22 protein-coding genes are annotated in these 23,254 nt (G+C 62.0%); 13 read left to right on the forward strand and 9 right to left on the reverse strand.

Annotation, left to right across the window (positions count from 1 at the left end):
* Positions 1-137: 137 nt before the first annotated feature.
* The 8 genes from ACRTG1_RS01695 to ACRTG1_RS01730 all read left to right on the forward strand — a co-directional run bounded on the left by ACRTG1_RS01695 (position 138) and on the right by ACRTG1_RS01730 (position 7,944).
* Positions 138-1,067: a LysR family transcriptional regulator gene (locus tag ACRTG1_RS01695; RefSeq protein WP_432515635.1), complete on the forward strand. Its 930-nt coding sequence runs from the start codon at positions 138-140 to the stop codon at positions 1,065-1,067.
* A 220-nt stretch (positions 1,068-1,287) separates the two neighbouring features.
* Positions 1,288-2,307 (forward strand): ABC transporter substrate-binding protein, encoded by a 1,020-nt coding sequence (locus ACRTG1_RS01700; protein ID WP_283801225.1) that lies wholly within the window; start codon positions 1,288-1,290, stop codon positions 2,305-2,307.
* A complete protein-coding gene (locus ACRTG1_RS01705; protein WP_206544973.1) occupies positions 2,307-3,110 on the forward strand; it encodes an ABC transporter ATP-binding protein in 804 nt (267 codons plus the stop codon). The genes ACRTG1_RS01700 and ACRTG1_RS01705 overlap by 1 nt, the downstream gene beginning before the upstream one ends.
* Before the next feature lies 1 nt (position 3,111).
* Positions 3,112-3,927, forward strand: coding sequence for an ABC transporter permease (locus tag ACRTG1_RS01710; RefSeq protein WP_206544974.1), 816 nt, complete (start codon positions 3,112-3,114; stop codon positions 3,925-3,927).
* Between the two features lie 21 nt (positions 3,928-3,948).
* On the forward strand, positions 3,949-4,668 hold the full coding sequence (locus ACRTG1_RS01715) for a GntR family transcriptional regulator (RefSeq protein ID WP_113156766.1): 720 nt from the start codon (positions 3,949-3,951) through the stop codon (positions 4,666-4,668).
* Positions 4,665-5,579 (forward strand): Ldh family oxidoreductase, encoded by a 915-nt coding sequence (locus ACRTG1_RS01720; RefSeq protein WP_432515636.1) that lies wholly within the window; start codon positions 4,665-4,667, stop codon positions 5,577-5,579. The genes ACRTG1_RS01715 and ACRTG1_RS01720 overlap by 4 nt, the downstream gene beginning before the upstream one ends.
* Positions 5,580-5,683: 104 nt before the next feature.
* A complete protein-coding gene (locus ACRTG1_RS01725; protein WP_432515637.1) occupies positions 5,684-7,000 on the forward strand; it encodes an acyl-CoA thioesterase/BAAT N-terminal domain-containing protein in 1,317 nt (438 codons plus the stop codon).
* Positions 7,001-7,065: 65 nt separating this feature from the next.
* Entirely contained in the window at positions 7,066-7,944 is an 879-nt protein-coding gene (locus tag ACRTG1_RS01730) for a DUF1684 domain-containing protein (RefSeq protein ID WP_206544977.1), read from the forward strand.
* Positions 7,945-8,003: 59 nt separating this feature from the next.
* On the opposite strand, the gene ACRTG1_RS01735 is transcribed toward ACRTG1_RS01730, so the two are convergent.
* The 4 genes from ACRTG1_RS01735 to ACRTG1_RS01750 all read right to left on the reverse strand — a co-directional run bounded on the left by ACRTG1_RS01735 (position 8,004) and on the right by ACRTG1_RS01750 (position 12,143).
* Positions 8,004-8,741, reverse strand: a complete 738-nt coding sequence (locus ACRTG1_RS01735; RefSeq protein WP_297562249.1) for a hypothetical protein — start codon at positions 8,739-8,741, stop codon at positions 8,004-8,006.
* Positions 8,742-9,105: 364 nt separating this feature from the next.
* Entirely contained in the window at positions 9,106-9,831 is a 726-nt protein-coding gene (locus tag ACRTG1_RS01740; protein WP_432515638.1) for a pentapeptide repeat-containing protein, read from the reverse strand.
* Between the two features lie 9 nt (positions 9,832-9,840).
* On the reverse strand, positions 9,841-10,554 hold the full coding sequence (locus ACRTG1_RS01745) for a pentapeptide repeat-containing protein (RefSeq protein WP_432515639.1): 714 nt from the start codon (positions 10,552-10,554) through the stop codon (positions 9,841-9,843).
* Positions 10,555-10,736: 182 nt separating this feature from the next.
* Positions 10,737-12,143 (reverse strand): PLP-dependent aminotransferase family protein, encoded by a 1,407-nt coding sequence (locus ACRTG1_RS01750; RefSeq protein WP_432515640.1) that lies wholly within the window; start codon positions 12,141-12,143, stop codon positions 10,737-10,739.
* A 128-nt stretch (positions 12,144-12,271) separates the two neighbouring features.
* On the opposite strand from ACRTG1_RS01750, the gene dctP reads away from it, so the two are divergent.
* The 5 genes from dctP (at position 12,272) to ACRTG1_RS01775 (ending at position 17,373) form a co-directional block, all read left to right on the forward strand.
* Positions 12,272-13,306 carry a TRAP transporter substrate-binding protein DctP gene (gene dctP, locus ACRTG1_RS01755; RefSeq protein WP_222474152.1) on the forward strand — a complete coding sequence of 345 codons (1,035 nt, stop codon included), beginning with the start codon at positions 12,272-12,274 and terminating at the stop codon, positions 13,304-13,306.
* A gap of 65 nt (positions 13,307-13,371) precedes the next feature.
* Complete coding sequence (locus tag ACRTG1_RS01760) at positions 13,372-13,875, forward strand: TRAP transporter small permease subunit (protein ID WP_206994603.1); 504 nt, start codon at positions 13,372-13,374, stop codon at positions 13,873-13,875.
* Entirely contained in the window at positions 13,872-15,185 is a 1,314-nt protein-coding gene (locus ACRTG1_RS01765) for a TRAP transporter large permease (RefSeq protein WP_113156759.1), read from the forward strand. The genes ACRTG1_RS01760 and ACRTG1_RS01765 overlap by 4 nt, the downstream gene beginning before the upstream one ends.
* Positions 15,186-15,199: 14 nt before the next feature.
* Positions 15,200-16,477: a hydroxymethylglutaryl-CoA reductase, degradative gene (locus tag ACRTG1_RS01770; RefSeq protein ID WP_432515641.1), complete on the forward strand. Its 1,278-nt coding sequence runs from the start codon at positions 15,200-15,202 to the stop codon at positions 16,475-16,477.
* Positions 16,474-17,373, forward strand: a complete 900-nt coding sequence (locus tag ACRTG1_RS01775) for a hydroxymethylglutaryl-CoA lyase (protein ID WP_432515642.1) — start codon at positions 16,474-16,476, stop codon at positions 17,371-17,373. Before ACRTG1_RS01770 ends, ACRTG1_RS01775 begins: the two co-directional genes overlap by 4 nt.
* Before the next feature lie 59 nt (positions 17,374-17,432).
* On the opposite strand, the gene ACRTG1_RS01780 is transcribed toward ACRTG1_RS01775, so the two are convergent.
* The 5 genes from ACRTG1_RS01780 to ACRTG1_RS01800 are packed head-to-tail and all read right to left on the reverse strand — an operon-like array spanning position 17,433 to position 23,249.
* Positions 17,433-18,545, reverse strand: a complete 1,113-nt coding sequence (locus ACRTG1_RS01780) for an aminotransferase class I/II-fold pyridoxal phosphate-dependent enzyme (RefSeq protein ID WP_206544984.1) — start codon at positions 18,543-18,545, stop codon at positions 17,433-17,435.
* The gene (locus ACRTG1_RS01785) at positions 18,542-19,657 is read right to left on the reverse strand and encodes a mandelate racemase/muconate lactonizing enzyme family protein (protein WP_206552898.1); all 1,116 of its coding nucleotides are present in this window, start codon (positions 19,655-19,657) and stop codon (positions 18,542-18,544) included. Before ACRTG1_RS01785 ends, ACRTG1_RS01780 begins: the two co-directional genes overlap by 4 nt.
* A 17-nt stretch (positions 19,658-19,674) precedes the next feature.
* Positions 19,675-21,333: a serine hydrolase domain-containing protein gene (locus tag ACRTG1_RS01790; RefSeq protein WP_432515643.1), complete on the reverse strand. Its 1,659-nt coding sequence runs from the start codon at positions 21,331-21,333 to the stop codon at positions 19,675-19,677.
* A gap of 9 nt (positions 21,334-21,342) precedes the next feature.
* Positions 21,343-22,215 carry an ABC transporter permease gene (locus ACRTG1_RS01795; RefSeq protein WP_206544987.1) on the reverse strand — a complete coding sequence of 291 codons (873 nt, stop codon included), beginning with the start codon at positions 22,213-22,215 and terminating at the stop codon, positions 21,343-21,345.
* A complete protein-coding gene (locus tag ACRTG1_RS01800) occupies positions 22,212-23,249 on the reverse strand; it encodes an ABC transporter permease (RefSeq protein WP_432515644.1) in 1,038 nt (345 codons plus the stop codon). The genes ACRTG1_RS01795 and ACRTG1_RS01800 overlap by 4 nt, the downstream gene beginning before the upstream one ends.
* Between the last annotated feature and the right edge of the window lie 5 nt (positions 23,250-23,254).

Raw genomic sequence — 23,254 nt, forward strand, 5'->3', positions numbered from 1 at the left:
CCTGAACCGAAACGCGATGGCGGCGACGGTTAAGTCGGCTGCATTTCACCTGCATGACAGTTCAATTCGAATGTCATCCGACTGATAGATAAAACCTATAGGCGGGGTGCCGTGATCAAACGCGAAAGTGTCAGGGCATGTCCGGCAATCCCATCGAACCGTCCATTCTGCGCCGCATGCGCAATGTGAGCCTGCGCCAGCTCATCTATTTCGATGAACTGGCCCGCCTGAGCGGCTTCAACCGCGCGGCAAAGTCGCTCGCCATCAGCCAGCCCACGCTGAGCCAGCAGATTTCGCAGCTTGAAACGACACTGGGCGTGCGTCTGGTCGAACGCGGAAACCGGCTCCTCAGGCTGACGCCGGAAGGGCAGTTTCTGCTTGGACAGGCGCAACGAGTGCTCGACATTTTCGGCGACGCCATCGAAACGCTCGAAGGGCGGCGCAATGCGCGGGAGCTCAAGATAGGCATTCCCAATTACATGTCCTATCCGGCAACCACCCAATTGCTGCAGCGGTTTCGCAAAAGCCATCCGGCAAGCGATTTCTTCCTCACCGAACTTGCCGCCGAAGAGCTGAGCCAGAAGCTGAACGAAGGTGAGCTGGACGCTGCCTTCCTGACCATTCCGACGCCGCCGCGCCTGTCGGAGGATCTGGAGAGCATCACCGTCTGGAAGGCCCCCTATCTGATCTGCCTTTCACGGCACCATCCGCTCGCCGCAAAGCCGTCTCTCAGCGGCGAGGATCTGGCGCATCTGGAGATCATTCTCGCGCCGCGAAACTATCACCGCGCGCATTACGATTATCAGATGGCCGGCCTTCATGCGCTGGGCTTCACGCCGCGCATCGTCCACACCCAGGTCAGCACCGCGCAGTCCCAGATGGCGCTTGCAACGGCGGGTGTCGGCGTCTGCCTGATCTCGCCGGACACGCTCTCCATGAGCCCCGAACTGGTTCTGAAGCCCACCGAGCCGGCGCTGCCAGACCACGAGCTCGCGCTTTTCTGGTCGCCGGCGAACCAGAACCCGCTGCTCAAGGAGTTCTGCAATTGCGCCCGGCGTTTCGGCTAGGCACCTCCCCCGATTTACCCCGCCCGGCACAGGCGAAATTGCTTCAATCGATACAACAGTACCAAAATGAAAATATCAGGTTGCGCCACTGATATATCAGTTGTACGGTTTCATTTCCGGCATGACGTTCTCCCTGCCCACGGCCCGGAAAGGCTTCGGACAGGGGTGGAAATGTCAGGCGCCGGCCAGTTTTCCTTGCGGAGAAGGAGGAGTCTCACGCATGCCCTCAGTCAGTCGTCGTGTTCTCATGGCAGCCGCGTTTGCTGTCGCTTTGGCACCGGCAGCCACCCTGCCAACAAAGGCCGAAGACCTGCCGGAGATCGAGTTCCTCTATTCTCCCTTTGCCGACTATGCGCCCTTCTTCGTCGCGGAAGATCTGGGATATTTCGATGAGTTCGGCGTCGACGTGACGCTCTCGCCGAAGGGCAACACGGCCGAGACCATCCAGATGCTCGCCTCCGGCAACATTGAAGCGGGTGCCGCCACCTGGGCCTCCAGCCTCTTCAACGCGCTTGATCGCGGCGCCACGGTTTCCATCATCGCCACCTCGGCGCGCATGCCGAACACGGTTCCCTCCCCGTCGCCTTTCATGGTGTCGCAAACGGCCTGGGATGAAGGCATCCGCACCGTTGCCGACCTCAAGGGCAAGCGCATCGGAATTCCCGGCCCCGGCGGCTTTGGCATGTATTCGGTCGCAAAGGCGCTCGAAAAGGGTGGCCTGACCATCGACGACGTCGAGCCGGTCTACCTGCCGCCGCCCGCGACCGCCGCCGCCTTCGCCAATGGCGGGCTTGAAGCGGGCTGGAGCATCGAGCCCTTCGCCCACCAGCTTGAAAAGCAGGGGCTTGGCCGCCGTCTGGTCGAGGATCACACCTTTGGCACCGAGCTTGGCCTGATCGCCTTCAACCAGGACTTCGTCGAAGAGAACGAGGACGCGGTTGTGCGTTTCATGGCGGCCTATCTGAAAGCTGCACGCCAGCTCGACAATGGCGGCTGGGAAGACGACAAGATCCTCGAAATCGTGTCGAACTACACCGGCACCGAGCCCGACGCCCTGCGCGGCATTCCCTATACGGTCCGCTCCGAAGACGGCGCCATCGACATGGAATCGGTGCGTGAACAGGAAGAGTTCTTCCGTCAGCGCGGCGCGCTCGAATATGAGGGCAATTCCGACATCGACAGCGTTTATCGCCGCGATCTTCTGCAGCGTGCCAACGAACTCCTCGCAAGCAAGAAGTGATGCAGGCCGTGCAGGAAAAAGTGCGTCCGTCTCCGGCGAAGACCGCCGGAGCGGCCATCGAGGTCAGCCATCTGACCAAAGCGTTCTACGACAGCCAGGACGACCGCGTGACCGTGGCCGTCTCCGACGTCAGCTTTGAGGTCGAACGCGGCGAATTCGTGTGCATCGTTGGCCCCAGTGGCTGCGGCAAGACCACGGTTCTTCGCATTCTCGCCGGCCTTGAGGACGAGCTGAGCGGTTCCGTGAAGCTGCACAGTTCGACGCCGCCGGCGATGGTTTTCCAGGAAGCGTCCGTGCTGCCCTGGCTGACCGTGTCGCAGAACATCGCGTTCCCTCTGAGCCTCAAAGGCGTGCCCCGCGCACAGCAGGAGACGCGTGTGCGCGAAATGCTGACGCTGACGGGCCTGACCGACTTCGCGAACGCCCTTCCCCATCAGCTTTCCGGCGGCATGAAGCAGCGCGTCTCCGTGGCGCGCGCTCTTGTCGACGACCGCGACATCCTCTTGATGGATGAGCCGTTCGGCGCACTGGATGAGCAGACGCGCCTGGTTCTCCAGCAGGAATTGCTGCGAATCTGGGAAACGACCGGCAAGACCGTGGTCTTCATCACGCACAGTGTCGATGAAGCGCTGACGCTGGCGGATCGCGTTCTCGTCATGTCGCCGCGCCCCGGCAGGCTGGTCGCCGACATGCGCGTCCCCTTCGAACGCCCGCGCGACGTTGTGGAGATGCGCCGCGACAAGCGTTTCTGGGATATGACTTACGAGGTCTGGCGCTTGCTGGCCTCTCCTGCGGAGGCATGAGATGAGCACTGCGACCACGATACTGACAGAAGACGAACTCCGCCGGCTCAAAGCGCCGGCACGGCGTGAAAAACTGTTCCGCTTCGCGTCCTATTTCAGCCCGCTTCTGCTCCTTTTGATCTGGGAGCTGTCGAGCCAGTTCAACCTGATCGACCGCCGCTTCTTCCCGGCTCCCAGCGCCATCGCCGAAACCGCCTGGCGCATGATCGTGAGCCTGGAGCTTTTCGAGCATATGGGCGCAACCCTGCGCCGTGTGGGCATCGGCTACATGATGGGCGCCATTCCGGGCATCACGCTCGGCCTCATTCTGGGCCTGTCCCAGCCTGCCCGCCGCATCCTCGGTCCGATCTTCTCGGCACTCTATCCGGTGCCGAAGATCGCCATCCTCCCACTGATCCTGCTGATCTTCGGCGTCGGCGATGCATCCAAATTCGTCGTCATCGCCATCGGCGTGTTCTTCCTGATGTTCTACAACACCATGGGCGGCGTCCTGCAGACCCCGCAGATTTACATGGATGTCGCCAAGAACGCAGGCGCGAGCCGGTTCCAGACCTTCACGCGCATCGCCTTCCCGGCTGCGCTGCCAAGCATCTTCACCGGCCTGAAGCTTGCTGCGGGTTCGTCCTACATCATCATCGCAGCCGCCGAGTTCCTCGGTGCGCGCAGCGGCGTCGGCTTCTTCATCTGGGCATCGTGGCAGACCTTTGCGGTCTCGCGCATGTTCGTCGGCATCGTCGTGATTTCGGTCATGGGCTATCTCACCATCCTCGCCCTTGAGGCGCTGGAGCGGCACTTCGTAGCCTGGGCGAAGAACTGATCGGCTGAGGACAAGAGGCTCATGACCGTCGACACCGGCCCGGCCCCCAACGCCCACACACCCGTCTCGGAGCGCATCTATCTTGCGCTCCGGCAGAAAATCGTGCGCTGCGAACTCGCACCGGGCACCACGCTCGACACCAACGCCATTGCGCGTGACTACGACGTTTCGAAAACGCCGGTGCGCGACGCCATGCAGAAGCTCGCGGCCGACGGGCTCGTGACGATCCTGCCGCGCAGCGGTTATCGCGTGGCCACCATCACGTTTCAGGCCGTCCACGAAATCCTGGACCTGCGCGCGGCCATCGGCCCGCATGCCGCACGGCAGGCAGCGCGCTACGCCACTCCGGCCGACATCGCCGAGCTGCGCGAAATCGTTGCCGAATATGCAACACCGCTCGACATCGGGGCCATGCAGCAGGTGGCGCGGCGCTTCCACGTCGCCATCGCGCAGTGCAGCCGCAACAAGCGCGTTGTCGCTCTCTCGGAAACCCTGTTCGACGAGCTTGAACGCCTTCTGCGCTTCGCAATCGATTTCTCGGTCAAGATCGGCGAGCACTCGGACGAGCACACGGCGCTTGTCGACGCCATCGAGGCCGGCGATGGCGAAAGGGCCGCCGCCATCGAGGCCGAACACATCAAGAGCAGCCGGGCGTTCCTGATCGAACGCCTGATGACGCTCGGTTATCTGTCCGCTGGCGAAGTCCAGATCGGCAATGCAGCGCGGGGCATGGACGAATGATCGCATTTCCCGACGCAGTTGCGCGGCTCTCGGCAGCGCTTGGCGACACTCCGGCAGCGAAACTTGCCGCAGCAGCACTGATCGAGGCCGACGCACTCAACCTGTCGTGCTTCGGCATTGCCATGCTGGATGAGTGGACAGCGGACGCCACACCCATCCCTACTACCGAAACCCCGCAGACCGTAAGCTGGCTCGACTGCTCGGCCTCCTTTGCACCGCTTGCCGTTGCGAGCGCCACGCTGGACCTCACCACAGCCGCACGGGAAAAGGGCATCGCCGCCGTCTTTCTGCGTGGTGTCAGGGGCTTCGGCCGGCTTGCTCCCTTCGTGCGCCATCTCGCCGATGCCGGCCTTGTCGGAATCGCCGGAGCGGAAGGCCCGCCTTTCGTCGCCGCCCATGGCGGCACGCGCGCCGTCATCGGCACCAATCCGTTCGCCCTCGCCATGGGCACTGGCGCAGACCGCGTGGTGATCGACGTGGCAAGCAGCACCGCCACCATGGCCGACATCCGCAACGCCCGCAGCACCGGCGCTCCCCTGCCGGAGGGAATTGCGCTGAATGGCGAAGGACAGCCGACCACCATCGCCTCCGAGGTTACCGCACTTCTGCCGCGCGGCGGACAGGTTGGCTCTCTGCTTGGCCTCGTGGTCGAACTTCTGGCCGGTGTCGCCGGCGGTGGCCGCGACGATCCGAAAGGCCGGGGCGTGTTCCTGCTTGCCTTCGACCCTGAAGCAGCCGGAGACAGCATCGACTGGCAGGCCCGGCTCGCGGCTCTCAAAAGCGACTGGACCGGAAGCGGCGGTCACTGGCCACGCGGCGGCGCACGCTCGCCCGAAGCCGCGCTGGACTATGAATTTGCAAAACGCCTCGATGCTCAGCTCGCACGCATGACAGGTGAGGCAAACCGATAATGCCACGCCTTTCCCGACACGGCCGGAGTGCCTCCGGCTCAGCCCCTCTGCGCGCCAATGCCCGGAAATGGCTGACCACCCCTCTTGCAGAAATGGTGCTCTAGATGACGACAAATCCTGCTTCCGCGCCCGTTGTTTCCGTCACCCCCGCTGACGGCCTGATCGACGAGCCCCGCCGCATCGTCGTCTCGGGCCTCGCGCCCGATGAACTCGTCGCGATCTCCGCGCGGACAGTGCGGGCGGGCGGCGTTGTCTGGTACAGCCAGGCGACATTCATGGCCGATGCCGATGGCGTGGTGGATCTGACGCGCGATGCGCCCGTTGGCGGCGATTATGCGGAAATCTCGGCAATGGGCCTCATCTGGAGCCAGAAGCCGGTCGACAGCAACAGTCAGGAGCTTTTCCCTGACGACGTCATGCAGCCGCTGAAGACGGCGCTGACGGCGGAAACCGCCGCAGGCGTCAAGGCAGAGGGTGCGCTTCTCCAGCGTCTCGCAGCTGAAGGCGTGGAACGGCAGGAAATCCGCGAAGACGGACTGGTCGGCACGCTGTTCACACCCGCAGGCCCCGGCCCGCATCCCGTCGTGGTGGTGCTCAATGGTTCCGGCGGCGGCATCAACGAGCCGCGCGGCGCGCTTTACGCCTCCCATGGCTATCAGGCTTTTGCGCTCGGCTATTTCAAGGCTCCGGGCCTGTCGCCCTTCATCACCGAAACCCCGCTCGAATATCTGGAGACCGGCCTCAACTGGGCGCACCGTACGCTCAAGCCGCGCGACGGTTTCGTGGCGGTTGCCGGGCAGTCGCGCGGTGGCGAACTCTCCCTGCTCCTCGGCGCGACCTTCCCCGATCTCATCTCCGCCGTGATCGCCTATGTGCCGGGCGCCATGGTGCATGGCGCACAGGGTGCGGGCGATCCCGCGCGTGGCGGCTGGCAGGGCGTGACCTGGACCCGGGGCGGTGAGCCGCTTACCCATCTCTGGCAGGACAACAAGGCCGTGCACTGGCACCCCTGGGGCGGCGATGCACCACCGACCCGGCATCATTCCGTCTTCTTCGAGGGCCTGAAGGACACCGATCTGGCCGCACGCTCACGCATTCCAATCGAGAACACGAAGGCCGCCGTCCTGCTCGTTTCGGGCCGCGACGACCGCGCCTGGCCATCGAGCCTCTACTCGAAAATGGTGGTTTCCACCCTCAACCGGCACGACCACCCGCACCTCGTCCGTCATCTCGATTTCGATGACGCCGGCCATGCGATCAACCTGCCCTTCGTGCCTTCGACCCAGTTGAGCCGCGAGCACCCGGTTTCGAAAGTGCCCTACACGAATGGCGGCACGCCATCGGGCAACGCACGGGCGGATGAAGGCTCCTGGCGCGGTGTCCTCGCATTCCTCGACGAGCTCACACGCCCGGCCGGCTGAAACGCCGGTCCATCCACTTTCTTTTGCGCAAGCAGACAACTGAATCCTTCGAAAGGAAGATGAACATGCCCACGACAGAACACCTGGAAGGTCAATGGCGCGAATGGCGCTATGCCCACGTCGCCAAGATGTTCCGCCCGTATGGTTGGACTTCGCTGGTTGCGCAGTACTGGCTGGAGAAAGACGATCAGGGCGTCACCTTTGACCTTCTGCCGGGCACGTGGTCGGTGGAAGACGGACGCATCATGTTCACCCCGCCCGCCGAAGGCCCGAACCTGTCGGTGGACGGCGAATACCCCACGGGCCCGGTGGAGATCATTCCGGGCCGCAACCAGACCTATGGTCATGGCGACAGCCTTCCGGTCTATTTCGGCCGCAACGAGGTGGAAACGCTTCTGCGCACGACGCATGACGGCCAGCCGCTTTTCGGCGTCCGCGTGCGCGACCCGCTTGAGGCCACACGTCTGGAAGACGCCGGCGTCACCGCTTTCGATTACGATCCCGAATGGCGCATTCGCGGCGTCTACACGCCGAGCGAACGCACCGACTACGAGGCCGAAACCGTGGAAGAAGGCGTGCGTGAATCCACGCCGCGCATGGGCACCTTCACCTTCGAGTACAAAGGCAAGAGCCACGAACTCGTTCTCATCGGCAAGGACACGCCGGACGGCGTACAGCCGGTCGCCCATGTGCGCGACAAGACCAATGGTCCCGTGACCTATGGCGCCGGCCGCGTCATTGAACTTCAGTTCACCGACGAGACCAACAGCCGCATCGACTGGATCGATTTCAACTACGCTGTGGCACTGCCCTGCGCCTTCACGAATTTCGTGACCTGCCCGCTGGTTCCGCCGGAAAACCACCTCGACTTCGAGGTTCTGGCCGGCGAAAAACGCCCTGCGCAGAACATTGCCCGGACCATGACCTATCAGCCCAAGGACTGACCGGCCTCCACAGTCTTCAGGCATGTGCCGCCAGGTGTTTCCCCTGGCGGCACAACGCCCTAAAATGTGATGGAAAGCCCGACGACCGGGCCATGCTGGGTCACGCGATACTTGAAGTCGCTGACATTGTCGCCGCCATCATAGTCCTGATACAGAACGCGATAGCCGACGCGGAACATGGTCGGAACGTCGCGGATCATGGTCCGGTAGCCGAGATAGGCCTGACCGTGCGCACTGAAATCAGTGCCGGCGCCAAAGCCGCCAATGTCTGCTTCCGCCGCAAAATTCCAACGGTCATCAATGTCGTAGATCATCCGCGCGCCGATGAACGGGTCGGTCCACTGTACCTTCCGGCGAGCGGTCATCGGCCCGACTTCGACCTTGGCGTCTATCTGTGTCCAGCGAACACCAAGCGTCGGCTCGATTGCAAACACGCGCGGCCTGCCAAAGAGCGTCGCGCCACCCAGCTCCTGCTCGTAAACGCGATAATAGGCGCCGGCGGCAAGCGTGGTGTTGATGACCTGCAACGCCAGTTCATTGTCCAGAATGTCTTCATCCTGGCTGGTCTTGACGTACTGGCCGTCGACATAGACGCCGAACGTGCCATTCGTGACTTCCAGATTGCCCATCAATCCGACATCGAGATTCTTAAAGATCTCATGAAAGGGCATTTTTACATCAGTGCTATATCCAAGAACGCCCGCCGTGCCGTTGAGCGACGCGCCCCAGACATAGGGGCTGAAAATCACCCGCCATCGCTGCTGATCCTGGATTTCGGCCTCTGTCGCGCCAAGCATGTCGCTGGCCTGCGCCGCAGCGGACGCAGAGCACAGGGCAAAACCCGCCAGCGCGGCCCTGAAGAGGCGCGCAGCTGATAAACCACCACTCCTGCCCGCACAATGTTCGGTCATATTCCCCCCTCGCTCCGGCAGACACCGGCCACCCCTTGTCCCTGGGATTCAGCGTAAAACTTCGCCAAACTCAGAACTCACAAACATTTATTTCATCATACAGGGCAAGTGAACTGGTTTTTTTACGAAAGCGTCGCGAAAGCCGAAACATACGCCAGATGATTTTGGCCATTTCCTGCATCGTTTCCATCAACTCTCACCGGAGCGGTAAAAGTATTTTTCAGATGATCAATATTACTGGGTCCTGACCCTAATTCAGCACCCTGATCCGGAATCGCGCCAGCACCTTTTCCTGCTGGTCACGGCTGATGGTCAGATCATCAGTCGTCAGCGCCTCGGTCAGATCCAGCTCATCGATCTGCGCATGCGCGATGCTTGCCCCCGTCAAAACCGCACGCGTCAGCCGGGTTCCATTGAGATTGGAGCCTGCAAAACTGGCGGATGAGAGATTGCAGCCGGTCAGGTTCGCACCACGCAGATCGCAAAACTCGAACGTGCTGCTTTCAAGATTGAGGCCATTCAGATCAGCGTCCTGAAGTTTCGTGCGCACGCACGAAAAGCCACCCATTATGTGCCGATGGTTGATCTGTCGCTGAACGTCGAGCTTCAGCTGCGCCTCACCCGCATCGCAGTCTTCCAGACGCAGCATGAAGCCCAGGCAGTCGCCAAACACATTGTGCGAGACATCGCATTTCAACAGAACCGCATTCGACAGGTCGCAGCGCGACCAGGTGCAGCGCTGCGTCTCCTCCTCTCCACTGAAACGGCAGGATTGCAGTTTTGCGTCACGGAACGAACAGCCGATGAACTGACAGTCGTGAAAGGTGGACAGGCCGATCCGGCCGCCATCGAAAATGCAGTTCACGAATTCACATCGAAAAAAAGTGGTTTCAAAGATCGCAAGATCGTCGAGAACCTCATCGCGGAAGCTCTTCTCCGAAACGTTCTGCAACCCTGCGGCTTCTTCCAGGCTCATCGGGACCATTCAGAAAACCAGCAGCCCGAGCTGTTCCAGAAGCTCAGCGGCCTGCTGCCTTGAGATCATCGCCCCCCTGAAGCGGCGGGCGTCGGTCAGCTTTATCTCACCAAGATCGGCGTCGCGCAGATCCGCAAGCTCGAAACGGCAATCCGCCAGATTCGCGCCCCGCAGAGAACAGCCCTCGAATGTCGCCCCGCGAAAGTCGCACATCCGCAGGTCCGCCTCGCCGAAATCGACCCGCTTCAACACCTTCTTGCGAAACGAGAACGATGGCAGGGTGGCCATTCTCAGGAGCACTTCCTCGAGCTGAAGCTCAAGGCTGCGCACTTCCGTCAGGTCCGCGCCGAGCATCTTGCAGCCAGTGATGACCGCCGATGTGAGCGTTGCGCGCCGAAAGTTTGTATTGCTGAAATCACTACCCTCAATCCGGGCGTCGGTCATTTTTGCGCCAACGAAACTGGCCTTCGCAGCCCGGCAACCGACAAAAGCGGCATCATCCAGCTGCGCGCCATCAAAACAGGTCCGGGTGAGATTGCATTGCTCGAAACGCCATCCCTCCATGTCCAGCCGCGAGAGATCGGCGTCTTCCAGAACGCAGTTACACAGCTCCACCGGCGTACCCGACCCGGTGAGTTGACGCAGGGCATCCCGACCGAGTTCCTGATCGGCGAGCGTGGCGGAACCTTCGCCTGTTGAGATCATCTCAAAGCGGCCTTCCATGAAAGAACTCTCTGGACCAGCGTTGTCCTATTCCCCACCGCGCTCCCGCCATCCTGACGGGAGATGCATTTGCGGCGAGGCCGAAGCATCTTGAAGCGCCCTTATCGAAGACGCGCCGCGAACTTGCAATCGGAAGCGACTCTGGACCCGGGACACTCCTGACAGTCCGGCTCACATCGTCTTTACGCGCGCGGAGCGTTTCGCAGCTGATCCGCCAGAAACGCAAGGAAGCGCGGATGCGTCCCATAGGCGACATTCACCCGGATCGCCGCCCTGCCCTGCGTCGGCCTGCCCGGCCGAAAGACGCTGCCCGGCGCAAGGAATATGCTCTCCTCAGAGGCCGCACGGCAGAGCGCCATCTCGTCAATCGAGTCGGGGAACTCCACCCAGAGATAAAAGCCCGGCGAGACACTCTTGCGAACTGTCAGCCCCAGCGCCTCAAGCCGCGCAAGCGAGGTCTTGTGCGCTTCCTCGACGCGCGATCTCAGCTTTCGCAGATGCCGCAGATACTGCCCGCCCTGAATGAGATGAAACACGAATCGTTCCACATAGTCGGAAGTGGCCACCGTGGTCAGCATCTTCAGATTGCCGAGCGCCCCGATAATGGAAGGATGACCGGCGACGAAACCACAGCGCAGACTGGCCGACAGCGTTTTCGAGAAGGTGCCGACATAGAGCACACGGTTGAGCTGATCGAGGGAGGCAAGCCGCGGCAATGTCGCGGGCAGAATGTCGGCCAGGGCATCGTTCTCCACAAGCAGAAAGCCCCAGCGTTCCGCAAGCTGCATGAGGCCGAACGAAACCGCCGGCGACAATGTGCTGCCGGTGGGGTTGTGGGCGAGAGACTGCGTGAAAAAGACCTTGGGCCGATGCAGCGCCAGCTTCGCGGCCAGATCTTCCAGATCCGGCCCGTCATGGCTGCGGCGAATGCCGATGATCTGCGCCTTGGCGAGCGTCAGTTTTGCAAAAAGCGGGTAATAGCCCGGATCATCGACGAACACCGTGTCACCCGGCTCGATCAGATGCCGGATGATCAGGTCGAGCCCGTGATTGACCCCATGCGTGAGAAGAAGCCCGTCCGGCTGGGCGGTGATCGAACGCTCCAGAAGCAGAACCCGAAGGCGCTCGCGCAGCGGCGCATAGCCCCAGGAACTGCCATAGCCGAAATCCACCGCAGCCGGATCCGCAGTCCTGAAACTGGAAAAATACCGTTTGAGTTCTGCCCCCTCCATCCACGAGGCCGGCGGTCTGCCGTCGCCCGGCCGCACCTCATAGTGCTGGTCGAGCTGTTCGCGCAGGAGCGAGACCACATCCACCGCCGCAGCCACATGCGGCGCGGGCGGTGCGGGGCGGTCGATCTGAAACTGCGCGACGTAATAGCCAGACCCGGCGCGTGCCTCCAGCAGCCCCCGCGCAACCAGCCTGTCATAGGCCTCCGCCATGGTGTTTTTGGAAACACCATGCTCCCGCGCGGCCTGGCGCACGGAAGGCAGCCGCTCACCCGATTTATAGGCTCCGGCGGCGAGCAGCCCGCTGACATGCTGGACAATGCGGTCGACGCGAGAGAGGCGCGTATCGCTTTCAGTCATCGCTTATTGTCCCACTCCTCCTGCTGGGACAGTCATCGCCAATTTGCGTCAAACTGTCCCTTGATTGTCCCAATTCATTTTAGGACAATTTGCGCTTATGAACAAACATGCTGTCTTGGGAGGAAGCAATGACCGATTTGAAAAGACGCCGTTTTCTGACGGCTTCCGCATTGGGCGGTGCAGCAGCATTGGCTATGCCCGCAGTGGCGCGCGCAGAAGAAGCAGTCCAGTGGCGCATGCAGGCGCTCTGGGACGGCGGAACAACGCCGTTTGAGTTCGAGAAGAAGTTCGTCGAGCGTGTCTCGGAGCTGACCGACGGCCAGTTCGAGATCAAGCTGTTCTCGGCGGGCCAGCTCGTGCCGGCCAATCAGGCGTTCGATGCGGTTCGCAGCGGCGCATTCCAGCTGATGAAGACTTTTGACGGCTATGAAGCCGGCAAAATCCCGTCTTTCGCCTTCACCTCGACCATTCCGTTCGGTTTCCCGGATCCCGACCAGTACGAAGCCTGGTTCTATGAGCTCGGCGGTCTTGAAATGGCCCGTGAAGCCTATGGCAAGGCCGGCCTGACCTACATCGCGCCGACCGTCTATGGCGAAGAGCCGATGCACTCGACCGTCAAGATCGAGAGCATTGCCGACATGGCCGGCAAGAAGGGCCGCTTTGTGGGCCTCGCTTCTGCGGTGATGGGCGATCTGGGTGTTGCGGTCACGCCGATGGCGACGGCCGAAGTCTATTCCGGTCTTGAAAAGGGCCTGATCGACTTTGCAGACCGTGGCGACCTCACGGCCAACTACGAGGCTGGCCTCGCAGAAGTCGCGAAGTTCATCATCCTGCCGGGCGTTCACCAGCCCACGACGGCCACCAGCTATGTGGCGAATTCGGCCGCCTATGACGCGCTGCCGGAAAGCTACAAGGCAGCCCTTGCCGTCGCAGCCCGCGAGATTTCGGGCTCGCTGCGTCAGCGCATCATCGTGCAGAACAGCCAGGTGCTCGACAAATATCGCGAGCAGGGCGTCGAGGTCATCTACCTCGATCCGGTGGATGTCGCAGAGGCCCGCTCCAAGGCCGTCACATCCTGGAAAGCCGCAACGAAGGAAGATCCGCTGGCGACCAAGATCGTCGACAGCCAGATCGGCTTCATGCAGTCGCTCGGTCTTATCTGATCCTTGTTCCAGGCGGGCGGCCACAGCGCCGCCCGCTATCGACCCTCAGGCTCAATGTCATTTCCATGCAGGCAGTCTACGCCTTCGTCACCGGTGTGAACCGGGTTCTCTTCGTTATCGCTGCGGTGATCATCTTCGCCGTCGTGCCGATGCTCCTCTATGAGGTGATCGCGCGCTACGCCTTCAATGCGCCCACCGTCTGGGCCATGGAAGCGAGTACGCTCGTCTTCGGCCCGCACTTCATGCTGGCCGGCCCGTATCTGCTGCATCTGCGCGGACATGTGGCGGTCGACATCGTGAGCGAGAAGGCCCCTGCTCCCGTTCAGCGCGTGCTCAATGTGTTCGCCTTTCTCGTGATCGCGGTATTCGCGGCCGTCTTCGCCGCCGTGAGCTGGCCTCTGGCCGTCAATGCATGGTCGCTCGGAGAGACGAGCTTCTCTGCCTGGAACCCACCCATCTGGTGGCTGAAATTCGTAGTGCCTTTCGCCTTTGTCATGCTGTGCGCACAGGCGCTGGTCGAGGCGGTGTCCGCCCTGCGCAATGATGCACGTACGGAGGCGCGCCCATGAGCTCCGAACTCGTTCTGGTGATCATGTTCGCAAGTCTGGTCGGACTGCTTCTGACCGGTCTTCCGCTCGCCTTCACGCTGGGCTCGCTCGCCCTTGTCTTCACGATCACCCTTTGGGGACCGGCGGCCCTTTCCGTCACCGTTCTCAATCTCTTTGACACGATGCAGTCGGAATCGCTGCTCGCCATTCCGCTCTATGTGATGATGGCCAGCGTTTTGCAGCGTTCGGGCGTGATCGAGAGCCTCTACAAGGCGATGGAACTGTGGTCGCGCCGCCTGCCCGGCGGGCTTGCCGTCGGCACCATCGCCATCTGTACGATCATCGCCGCCATGACCGGCATTGTCGGCGCAGCCGTCGCCGCCATGGGCATGCTTGCCCTGCCCTCGATGCTCAAGCGCAACTACCAGCCGGAACTCGCCATTGGCACGATCTGCGCCGGCGGCACGCTGGGCATCCTGATCCCGCCATCGGTCATCACCATTGTCTACGCGGTCACCGCGCAGGCCTCGATCGGGCAGATGTTCATCGCCGGCGTGATACCCGGTCTTCTGCTCGCCTCGCTCTATATCGGCTACATCGTGCTGCGTGCAGCGCTCAACCCGTCGATTGCGCCGCGTCCGGAAGAGAATGAAGACATCACCTGGGCCATGCGCATTGCCGCGCTGAAGTCGCTGGTGCTGCCGATGCTCATCATCGTTGGCGTTCTGGGCACCATCTATATGGGCATCGCCACGCCGACCGAAGCAGCCGCCGTGGGCGTTGCTTTGGCCTTCGTTTCAGCGTTGATCGAACGCCGTTTCGGCTGGGAGCTTCTGCGCGGGGTTGGCATGGACGTGGTCAAGGTCACGACCATGATCCTCTGGATCACCATCGGTGCGCGCGCCTTCGTCGCGATCTTCACCGGAACGGGCGGCGCGGATTTCCTGCTCGGCTTCATTCAGGACATGGACGCCAATCGCTGGGTCGTGCTGGCCGTCATGCTGGCGATACTGTTCTTCCTCGGCATGTTCCTTGACGAGATCGGCATCATTCTCCTTTGCGTGCCCGTCTTCCTGCCGGTCATCGACTTTCTGGATTTCGACAGGCTCTGGTTCGGCATCCTGTTCCTCGTGTCGGCGCAGATGGCCTACATCTCGCCGCCCTTCGGCTACACGCTCTTCTATATGAAAGGCGTTCTACCGGCCGGTATCGGCATGGGAACGGTCTATCGGGCCATCATTCCCTTCATGCTTCTTCAGGCGTTCGGCATCCTGATCTGCGCGCTGTTCCCGGAGCTGGTGCTCTGGCTCCCCAAAACCATGATTCAGTAACAACAGGACACATGATGAGCGACGTCCAATCGTCCCGTATTGAAGGCCTTCACAAGATGCCCCCGGCAGAGCGCCTCCAGGCCGTTGCCCGGCAGGCGCAGCTTGGAAACGAGGCCATTTCAAGCCTCACCGCAGCAGCCGAAGGTCAGATCGAACTCGCCGACCGTATGGTCGAGAACGCGATCACCACAATGGCCATTCCGGTGGGCATCGCCACCAACATGATTGTCGACGGGCGCGAAATGCTGGTCCCGATGGCGACCGAAGAATCCTCCGTCGTCGCCGCCGTCTGCAACGCAGCCAAGCGCTGCCGCTCCACCGGCGGTTTCTTCACCTCCGGCAGCGGCCCCGTCATGGCGGCGCAGATCCAGCTTCTGGGCGCAAGCGACCCCGAAAATGTGCGCCTGAAGGTTTACGAGAAAATCGAAGAAATCCGGGCCATTTGCGACGAAACCGACCCGCTTTTGGTTAAATTCGGTGGCGGTTTCCGCGATATCGATGTGCGGGTCATTGCGAGTGATGAAGGGCCGATGACCATCGTGCACATCATCGTCGACACGCGCGACGCAATGGGCGCCAATGCGGTCAACAGCATGGCCGAGGCGCTGGCCCCACGGCTCGCCGACTGGACCGGCGCGCGCACCTTGCTGCGCATTCTCACCAATCTGGCAGACCGGCGCGTGGTGCGCGCCCGCGCCGTATGGAAGCTCGAAGAGATCGGCGGCGAACAGGTGCGCGACGACATGCTGTCCGCCTACCGCTTCGCCGATGCAGACCCCTACCGCGCCGCGACCCACAACAAGGGCATCATGAACGGCGTCAGCGCTGTCGTGCTGGCAACCGGCAATGACACCCGCGCCATCGAGGCCGGCGCGCACGCCTTCGCCGCGCGTGATGGACGCTATCGCTCCATGTCGCGCTGGGAAAAGGACGCAGACGGCAATCTGGTCGGCATTCTGGAGATGCCGATGGCCGTGGGCCTGATCGGCGGCGCGACCAAGATCCACCCGACCGCCCAGGCCAATCTGAAGCTGCTCGGCGTCGAAACGGCCGATGCACTGGCCCGCATCGTGGTTTCCATCGGTCTTGCCCAGAACTTCGCCGCCATGCGCGCGCTTGCCACGACCGGCATCCAGAAGGGACACATGGCGCTGCATGCGCAGAATGTCGCTCTGATGGTCGGTGCGGTTGGTGATGAGATCGATCTGGTCGCGAGCGAACTCAAGACCCTCGGCAAGGTGCGGCAGGATCTGGCCGAAGAGATTTTGAAGCGCATCCGGGGCGACAAGTGAGCACGCGCGTCTCAATCGTCGAGGTTGCGCCCCGTGACGGGTTGCAGGCGCGCAGGGAACACATCGAAACCGCCCACCGCATCGCACTGATCGAGCAGCTGCGCCGCGCCGGCATTACGCGGATGGAGGTGGGCGCGTTCGTCTCGCCAAAGCGTGTGCCGCGCATGGCGGACACGGCGGATGTCATGAAAGCCGTCGGCGCGCCAGAACGCGCCGGCGACATGGTGCTGGTTGCAAATGAGCGGGGGCTGGAACAGGCGCTTGAAGAAGGCGCGCGCGGCATCGCCGTTTTCACGGCTGCTAGCGATGCTTTTGCGGAAAAGAACATCGGCTCCACGGTCAGCGCCTCTCTTCAGCGTTTCGCGCCCATCGTTGCGCGGGCGCGTGACGCGGGCGTGTTCGTGCGTGGCTACATCTCCACCATCACCGACTGCCCCTATGCCGGCCAGGTGGCCCCCACGGCCGTCGCCCCTGTGGCCAAGGCCCTGCGCGAGATGGGCTGCCAGGAGATCGCCCTTGGCGAAACGCTCGGAAAGGCGACACCGGCGCGCATTGCCGCCGTGCTGGAAGCGGTCGCGAAAAACGTTCCAATGGATGAAATCGCGGCCCATTTCCACGACACCTACGGCATGGGCGTCGCCAATGTCTGGGAAGCGGTGAGGCTCGGCGTTCGTACCGTGGATGCGGCTGCGGGCGGCCTCGGCGGCTGCCCCTTTGCCCCCGGCGCAGCCGGCAATGTGGCGACGGAAGATGTCGTTTATCTTCTGAACGGTCAAGGCATGGAGACCGGCATCGCGCTCGATCCGCTTCTCGACGCCGTTTCCTTCTGCGCGGACACGATGGGCATCGCCCCGACCAGCCGCGTCTACAAAGCGCTCCGCGCGCCCGAGTGCTGATGATGGAAAGCCAGCCGTGCTAAAGCTGGCTGGCTTTCGCTCTCGTCAACAAGACAGCGTCAAAGATATGCGGCAAGGCCGGCGAGCAGACCATCGATCTGCTCCGGCGTATGGCTGGAGAAGACCGCGATCCTGAGTGTTTCCACCGGCGGCGCATCCGAGTAACCGCCGGCGCTCACATGCTTCACCACGATGTCGCGCGCGCGAAGCTTCTCGCTCACCTGCTTCAGATCGACCGACGCCTGAACATTGAAGATCGGCACGGGCGTCTGCGGAACAGCGAGCCCCAGCTCGGCGAGGCCAGCACGCATATGCGCCACATTCGCGCGCAGTGACTGGAGCATGGCCGGGCTTTCCATGAAAAGCCGCAACCCCGCACCAGCCGCAGCCGCAGCAGGAACCGGCGGAGGCGACGCGCCAGCGACGACACCGCCCTTGGTCGCGATTTTCTCCGCAAGCGCACGACTTGCCGGCACGACGCCGCCAAAACCGCCAAACGCCTTGCTGAGCGTGCCGGCGCAAAACGCACGGTCCCCTTCAAGGCCGAAATGCTCGAGCGTTCCACGCCCCGAGCCGCCGAGAACCCCAACGCCGTGGGAATCGTCGATGCAGAGCAGCCCGCCCGGCCAGGCTTCCAGAATATCGGCGTATGCATCGAGCGGAGCGAGCGCACCGGTTGACGGGAACACACCATCGCTCACCACGACAGGCACCTGCCCAGGCTTTAGATGACGGCGCATTTGCTCTGAAAGATGCTGCGGATCGCGGTGCTTGAAACGGACAACCGGCCGCTCGGCGCATTTCAGCGCGTCATTCACACTGAAATGGGATCGTTCATCGGCAAAGGCCACATCGTAATCGTCACGCAGGGCGAGCAGAAGCGCCATTATGGAGAGATAACCGGAAGCCACATAGGCTGCGGCATCGCAGCCGAAATGCTGACAGACCAGCGCTTCGGTCTCCGTATAGACCGGCATGTCGGCGCGCGTGGCCGGGCCGAGCCCATACGTCCGCAATGCCTGCACCGCCGCCTCAATGACGACGGGATGCCCATGAAGGGCGTGGTAACTGGTTCCGCAAAAGTAATCGACGTCACGGCCGCCTATGCGCATGCGCGCGCCGATGGGCGAATCCATTCTGTCCTGCGCGTCCAGTGGCTCCTCAACAATCATTCTGCATTCCGCCCAATGGTTTCGCATTCAAGACCGGCGATGAAACCGGCATCCAGATCAGCGCCAAGTCCCGGAGCATCGGGCACCATAATGCGCCCGCCCTCGCCATAGACCATGCCGCCAACGACCGGATCTTCACGCAGCATGTCTGCGCCGTCCAGATCCGCGAAAACGATATTTCCGCGTGACGAGACCAGATGCGCGGCAGCGGTGAGCCCCAGACGGGTCTCGGTCATGCAGCCGACCATGCATTTTATGCCTGTCGCTTCAGCCAGGGCGTTGATTTTCAGCGCCACGTGAATTCCGCCAGACTTCGCCAGTTTGATGTTGAAATAATCGCAGGCTCCGGTCGTGACGAGGCGCATGGCGTCGTGCTCGTCGAAAAGCGCCTCATCGGCCATGATGGGGATCGCTCCAAGCGAACGGGCGGCGGCGAGACCCTCGAAATCCCAGGCTGCAACAGGCTGTTCGCAATACTGGATGTCAAAGGCCGACAATCGCCTGAGCGCCTGAAGCGCCTCCACCCGGTCCCAGCCCTGATTGGCGTCGATCCGAATGGCGATGTCCGGCCCCAGAACGTCGCGGATCGCCGCGACGCGCGCCACATCCTCCGCAACGCCCGCGCCCAGCTTGACCTTGACCGCCGTGAAGCCGCGCTCGCGGAACTCAAGAGCGTGCGCAGCCATGGTCTCGGGCGTATCGATGCCCACCGTGTTGTCGGTGACGATCTCTCGCCTTGGCCCCGCCAGAACCGCGTATAGCGGCAATTGCGCCGTCTTTCCCAGAAGGTCGTAAAGCGCCATGTCGAAAGCCGAACGGATCGTGGCGTTGTTCGGCAGGAAGGCGCGCATGCCGGCGACGCAACCGTCAATATCCAGCGGGTCCCGGCCGATCAGCCATTGCGCCAGATCGCGCGCATTGGCCAGCGCGGCCTCCCGGGTCTCGCCCGCCACGGGCCGAAAGAGGTTGGCCTCCCCGAGCCCGTAGAGGCCGTCATCCGTATGCACCCTGACGAAAATCGTCTCGGTAACGCTCGTCTCGCCAATGGCGATCCGGAACGGGCGCTTGAGCGGCAATCCCGCCTTGAAAATCTCGATATGCGAAATGGACATGATACCCTCGTGACCGCTCAGGGTCGCCGCTCCAGAAACATTTGACCGACACGAATGCCCCGCCTGCCTTCCTCATTGACGGCATCGAGTTCCAGAAGCTCATTGTCATAGAGTATGCCGTGCATCCTGAAGCGACCCGGACCAACCGGTTCGCACGCATGCGTGCAGAAATATTCGATCAGGCATTTGAGCCCCCCATTGGCGTAAAACAGGTTGGTGACGTTGAAGTCCGGCCCGTAATCGCCAAGATGCGGCGCAATTTCTGCCGGAACTTCACTTTGACAGGGTGGGGTTTTCCGCCATTCCTTGTCTTTCCAGCGCATTTCGTCCTGCGCCGGGAAAGCGACATCCATATGTGCGTAATCCGCGCCCTCTCCGTAGATGCGGCCATCGATCCGGAAATCGGCCCCTGAGACGCGGCGAAGTTCCAGCGGCACGCCATCACCCATAAGGTAAAGCCGCCCTTTGCTTGCGCGCACTTCCACGGCCTCGCCCTCGGTCGCATCCTGCTCGGCATAATGGCCAACGAGGTCCTCCAGCTCTTCGGGAGCCAGAGGCGTGCGTGGCTTCGGCGGCACCGGCGCCGCCCCCATCTTGCGATCAGCCAGTGCGAGTTGCAGCCCCTTCACGGTCAACCGGCTGGCGATCTGGTTGCTGAAATCCAGTGTCGAGAAAATCAGCGCACCGAGACCGGCAGCTGGCAGAAGCGTCATCTGGGTCGCAAAACCATAGACCGCGCCGCCATGGCCAATCGACATCCAGCCATCCACCTCTCCCAGTCCGAAGCCAAGGCCATAACCCTTCAGGTCACCGCGATAGCCCGGCGGCCGTTCTCCGACGGGCATCCACATCCGCGTCAGGCTTCCAGGCGAGATGATCGAGGCGCCGTCAGACGTAAAGCCACCACGAAGGAGCGTGCGGGCGAAGAGCCCCATGTCGGACAGCGTCGAATAGATGTTGCCGGCGGGCGAACCGCCGAGATCGAAGACGGGTGCGGGAACATCCGCTTCCATGGTCCACATCCACGCAGGCGCAAGCCGCGCCAGAAGTTCCGGCGATACGGTGTTAGCGCTGTTAGACATACCGATCGGGCGGAAGAGATGATCCGCCACATAGGTGTTGAAATCGCAGCCGGACACGAGTTCGACCACCCGCCCGACGACTGCAATGCCGGCGTTGGAATAGCGGAAAACGCCCGCGCTGGGGTCTTCCTTCAGGGTGGATTCCGCCAGTTCGCGCACCGTTTCGGACAGAACCGGGCGCTGGGAATCAAGATAGTGTCCGCTCTTCGGCTCACGCACCAGACCGGAGGTGTGGCTCATCAGCTTGCGCAGCGTGATGTTGTTGCCATGCGGCCCGGACGGGTCGTTGTCGAAGGGATTGTGCGGTGAAAATTCCGGCAGATATTCCCGGATATCGGCATCGATATCGACCTTGCCCGCTTCTGCAAGCTGCATCAGCGCAAGCGCCGTGAACATTTTCGTCAGTGAGCCGATGCGAAAGGCCGTATCCTCACCCATCGCATGGTCCAGATCGCTGCGCCTGACATGCCCGCTCGCCAGGACGCCATCCCGGTCGACAAGCACATAGGACACGGAAGGGAGAGCCTTGTCCTCCACTTCATAGGCGACGAACTTCTCAAAACGCTCCGCGAGCGATGTCACATCTGAACTCAAGATTGCCCCCTATTTTGCGATCCGCGGATCGAGAATGTCGCGCAATGCGTCTCCGACCAGGTTCCAGGAGAGAACGAAGAGGAAGATCGCCATGCCCGGGAAAAACAGCGTGTACCAATAGGCAAAGGGGTTATCGCCCTGCCCAACGATCCAGTTGCGCGAATAGGCGATGAACTGGCCCCAGTCCGCATAGCCCTCTTCCGTTCCGACCCCGAGAAAGCTGAGCGCCGAGGCGGCCAGAACCATGGAGCCGGTCGCCATGGTTGCCAGAACCAGAACCGGGAAGAAGGTGTTGGGAAGAATGTGCTGGAGGATAAGACGCCTGTCGCTCGTGCCATAGGCACGCGCCGCATGCACGAAATCCATCTCCTTCACGCGAAGGATTTCGCTTCGCACGACACGCGCATAATTCATCCAGCCAAACGCGCTCAGCGCGATGATCATGGGCACCAGCCCCTTGCCGAGCAGCGCCGTGAGCACCATTGCAGCGATGAGAATGGGAACGGCCATGAAGACGTCGACGATGCGCATCAGCACTTCATCGACCAGACCGCCGTAGAACGCGGAGACAGAACCGATGAGCACACCGACGAAAACGGAAATGAGAACGACGCCAAGGCCGATCTTGAAAGCCGTACGGGTGCCCCAGACCAGGCCGTAATAGATATCGAACTGGCCCTGCGTCGTGCCGAACGGATGTTCGTCGGAGGGTGGCTGCGGCTGCGCCCAGAAGCCGGCGCGCGGCGTGTCGTAAGGGCTGATCTGATAGGGTTCGGGAACCGCCAGGAGCGGCGCAAAGAGCGCCACCACGACAAAGCCGACCAACAGAACCATGCCGAACATTGAAAGCGGATTGCGCAGGAGATAACGGAGCACGGTCATGCCAGCTTCACCCTCGGATCGAGCAGCGGATAGAGCAGGTCCACGACCAGATTGATGACGACCAGAACGAGCGCAAAATAGAGCGCGAAGCCGAGCACGCCGGGAAAATCCAGATTGGACGCGGCATCGGCGGCAAACCTGCCAATGCCATGATAGTCGAAGATCGTTTCAGTGATCACGACGCCCCCCATCATGTAGGCCAGCTCCATGCCGGCGATGGTGACCACGGGCAGCATCGCATTGCTACGCCCATGCTTGTTTTGAACGACCTTTTCGGGAAGCCCCTTGGCGCGCGCCGTGCGGATATAGTCCTGTCGCAGGGTCTCCAGCATGCTGGTGCGCATCACCCGCGTCATGCTGGCGAGGTTGACATAGGTGAGCGTGATGACCGGCGCGATCAGATGCCGTATAGCGTCGAAGAACACCGCCATATTGCCGTTGAGCAGCGCATCCAGCGTGTTCACACCGGTGTAGCGGGTGAAGGCGTCGCCGGCCACCACCACTTCCGCCCACTGGCTGAGACGGCCGGGCGGAAACCAGTTCAGCGTGCCGTAGAAGATCAGCAGCATCATCAGGCCGAACACGAACACCGGAAACGACCAGCCAATGATGGTGAAGATGCGAATGGCGTGGTCGATGCCCTTGTTCAGGTGAACGCCGGCCTTGGTGCCAAGCCAGATGGCCCCCAACAGGCTGGGGATGAAGGCGAAGAAGACCAGCTCCACCGTTGCCGGAAACAGGTCCAGCAGCGCCTCGGATACAGGCGCACGCGCGGTCTCCGACCAGCCGAGATTGCCCGACAGGACATTGCCAAGCCATTCCTTGTACTGAACGAGAAATGGCTCATCGAGACCGTATTTCTCAATGAGAGCGGCGATCTGTGCGCTGCCCCCCTTCAGAAATTCCGGCCCGGGCGCATAAGCGGCGAGCCGCTGCACGGGCGACAACATCATCTGCAGGGAGAAGATCATCAGAGTGAGAGCAAGCAGCACCACGGGAATGAACACCGCTCGGCGCAGGAGATAATACAGCATGGCAT

This window comes from Nitratireductor sp. PBL-C9 (assembly GCF_050877045.1).
In the GTDB taxonomy this organism is placed as follows: domain Bacteria; phylum Pseudomonadota; class Alphaproteobacteria; order Rhizobiales; family Rhizobiaceae; genus Nitratireductor; species Nitratireductor aquimarinus.

Excerpts from the sequence above, each read along its gene's own strand:
- dctP (WP_222474152.1), top strand. The coding sequence starts at position 12,272 with ATGACCGATTTGAAAAGACGCCGTTTTCTGACGGCTTCCGCATTGGGC.
- ACRTG1_RS01725 (WP_432515637.1), top strand. The coding sequence starts at position 5,684 with ATGACGACAAATCCTGCTTCCGCGCCCGTTGTTTCCGTCACCCCCGCT.
- ACRTG1_RS01735 (WP_297562249.1), bottom strand. The coding sequence starts at position 8,741 with ATGCTTGGCGCGACAGAGGCCGAAATCCAGGATCAGCAGCGATGGCGG.
- ACRTG1_RS01740 (WP_432515638.1), bottom strand. The coding sequence starts at position 9,831 with ATGAGCCTGGAAGAAGCCGCAGGGTTGCAGAACGTTTCGGAGAAGAGC.
- ACRTG1_RS01695 (WP_432515635.1), top strand. The coding sequence starts at position 138 with ATGTCCGGCAATCCCATCGAACCGTCCATTCTGCGCCGCATGCGCAAT.
- ACRTG1_RS01765 (WP_113156759.1), top strand. The coding sequence starts at position 13,872 with ATGAGCTCCGAACTCGTTCTGGTGATCATGTTCGCAAGTCTGGTCGGA.
- ACRTG1_RS01700 (WP_283801225.1), top strand. The coding sequence starts at position 1,288 with ATGCCCTCAGTCAGTCGTCGTGTTCTCATGGCAGCCGCGTTTGCTGTC.
- ACRTG1_RS01745 (WP_432515639.1), bottom strand. The coding sequence starts at position 10,554 with ATGGAAGGCCGCTTTGAGATGATCTCAACAGGCGAAGGTTCCGCCACG.
- ACRTG1_RS01705 (WP_206544973.1), top strand. The coding sequence starts at position 2,307 with ATGCAGGCCGTGCAGGAAAAAGTGCGTCCGTCTCCGGCGAAGACCGCC.
- ACRTG1_RS01715 (WP_113156766.1), top strand. The coding sequence starts at position 3,949 with ATGACCGTCGACACCGGCCCGGCCCCCAACGCCCACACACCCGTCTCG.
- ACRTG1_RS01770 (WP_432515641.1), top strand. The coding sequence starts at position 15,200 with ATGAGCGACGTCCAATCGTCCCGTATTGAAGGCCTTCACAAGATGCCC.
- ACRTG1_RS01750 (WP_432515640.1), bottom strand. The coding sequence starts at position 12,143 with ATGACTGAAAGCGATACGCGCCTCTCTCGCGTCGACCGCATTGTCCAG.
- ACRTG1_RS01710 (WP_206544974.1), top strand. The coding sequence starts at position 3,112 with ATGAGCACTGCGACCACGATACTGACAGAAGACGAACTCCGCCGGCTC.
- ACRTG1_RS01720 (WP_432515636.1), top strand. The coding sequence starts at position 4,665 with ATGATCGCATTTCCCGACGCAGTTGCGCGGCTCTCGGCAGCGCTTGGC.
- ACRTG1_RS01800 (WP_432515644.1), bottom strand. The coding sequence starts at position 23,249 with ATGCTGTATTATCTCCTGCGCCGAGCGGTGTTCATTCCCGTGGTGCTG.
- ACRTG1_RS01795 (WP_206544987.1), bottom strand. The coding sequence starts at position 22,215 with ATGACCGTGCTCCGTTATCTCCTGCGCAATCCGCTTTCAATGTTCGGC.
- ACRTG1_RS01760 (WP_206994603.1), top strand. The coding sequence starts at position 13,372 with ATGCAGGCAGTCTACGCCTTCGTCACCGGTGTGAACCGGGTTCTCTTC.
- ACRTG1_RS01780 (WP_206544984.1), bottom strand. The coding sequence starts at position 18,545 with ATGATTGTTGAGGAGCCACTGGACGCGCAGGACAGAATGGATTCGCCC.
- ACRTG1_RS01785 (WP_206552898.1), bottom strand. The coding sequence starts at position 19,657 with ATGTCCATTTCGCATATCGAGATTTTCAAGGCGGGATTGCCGCTCAAG.
- ACRTG1_RS01730 (WP_206544977.1), top strand. The coding sequence starts at position 7,066 with ATGCCCACGACAGAACACCTGGAAGGTCAATGGCGCGAATGGCGCTAT.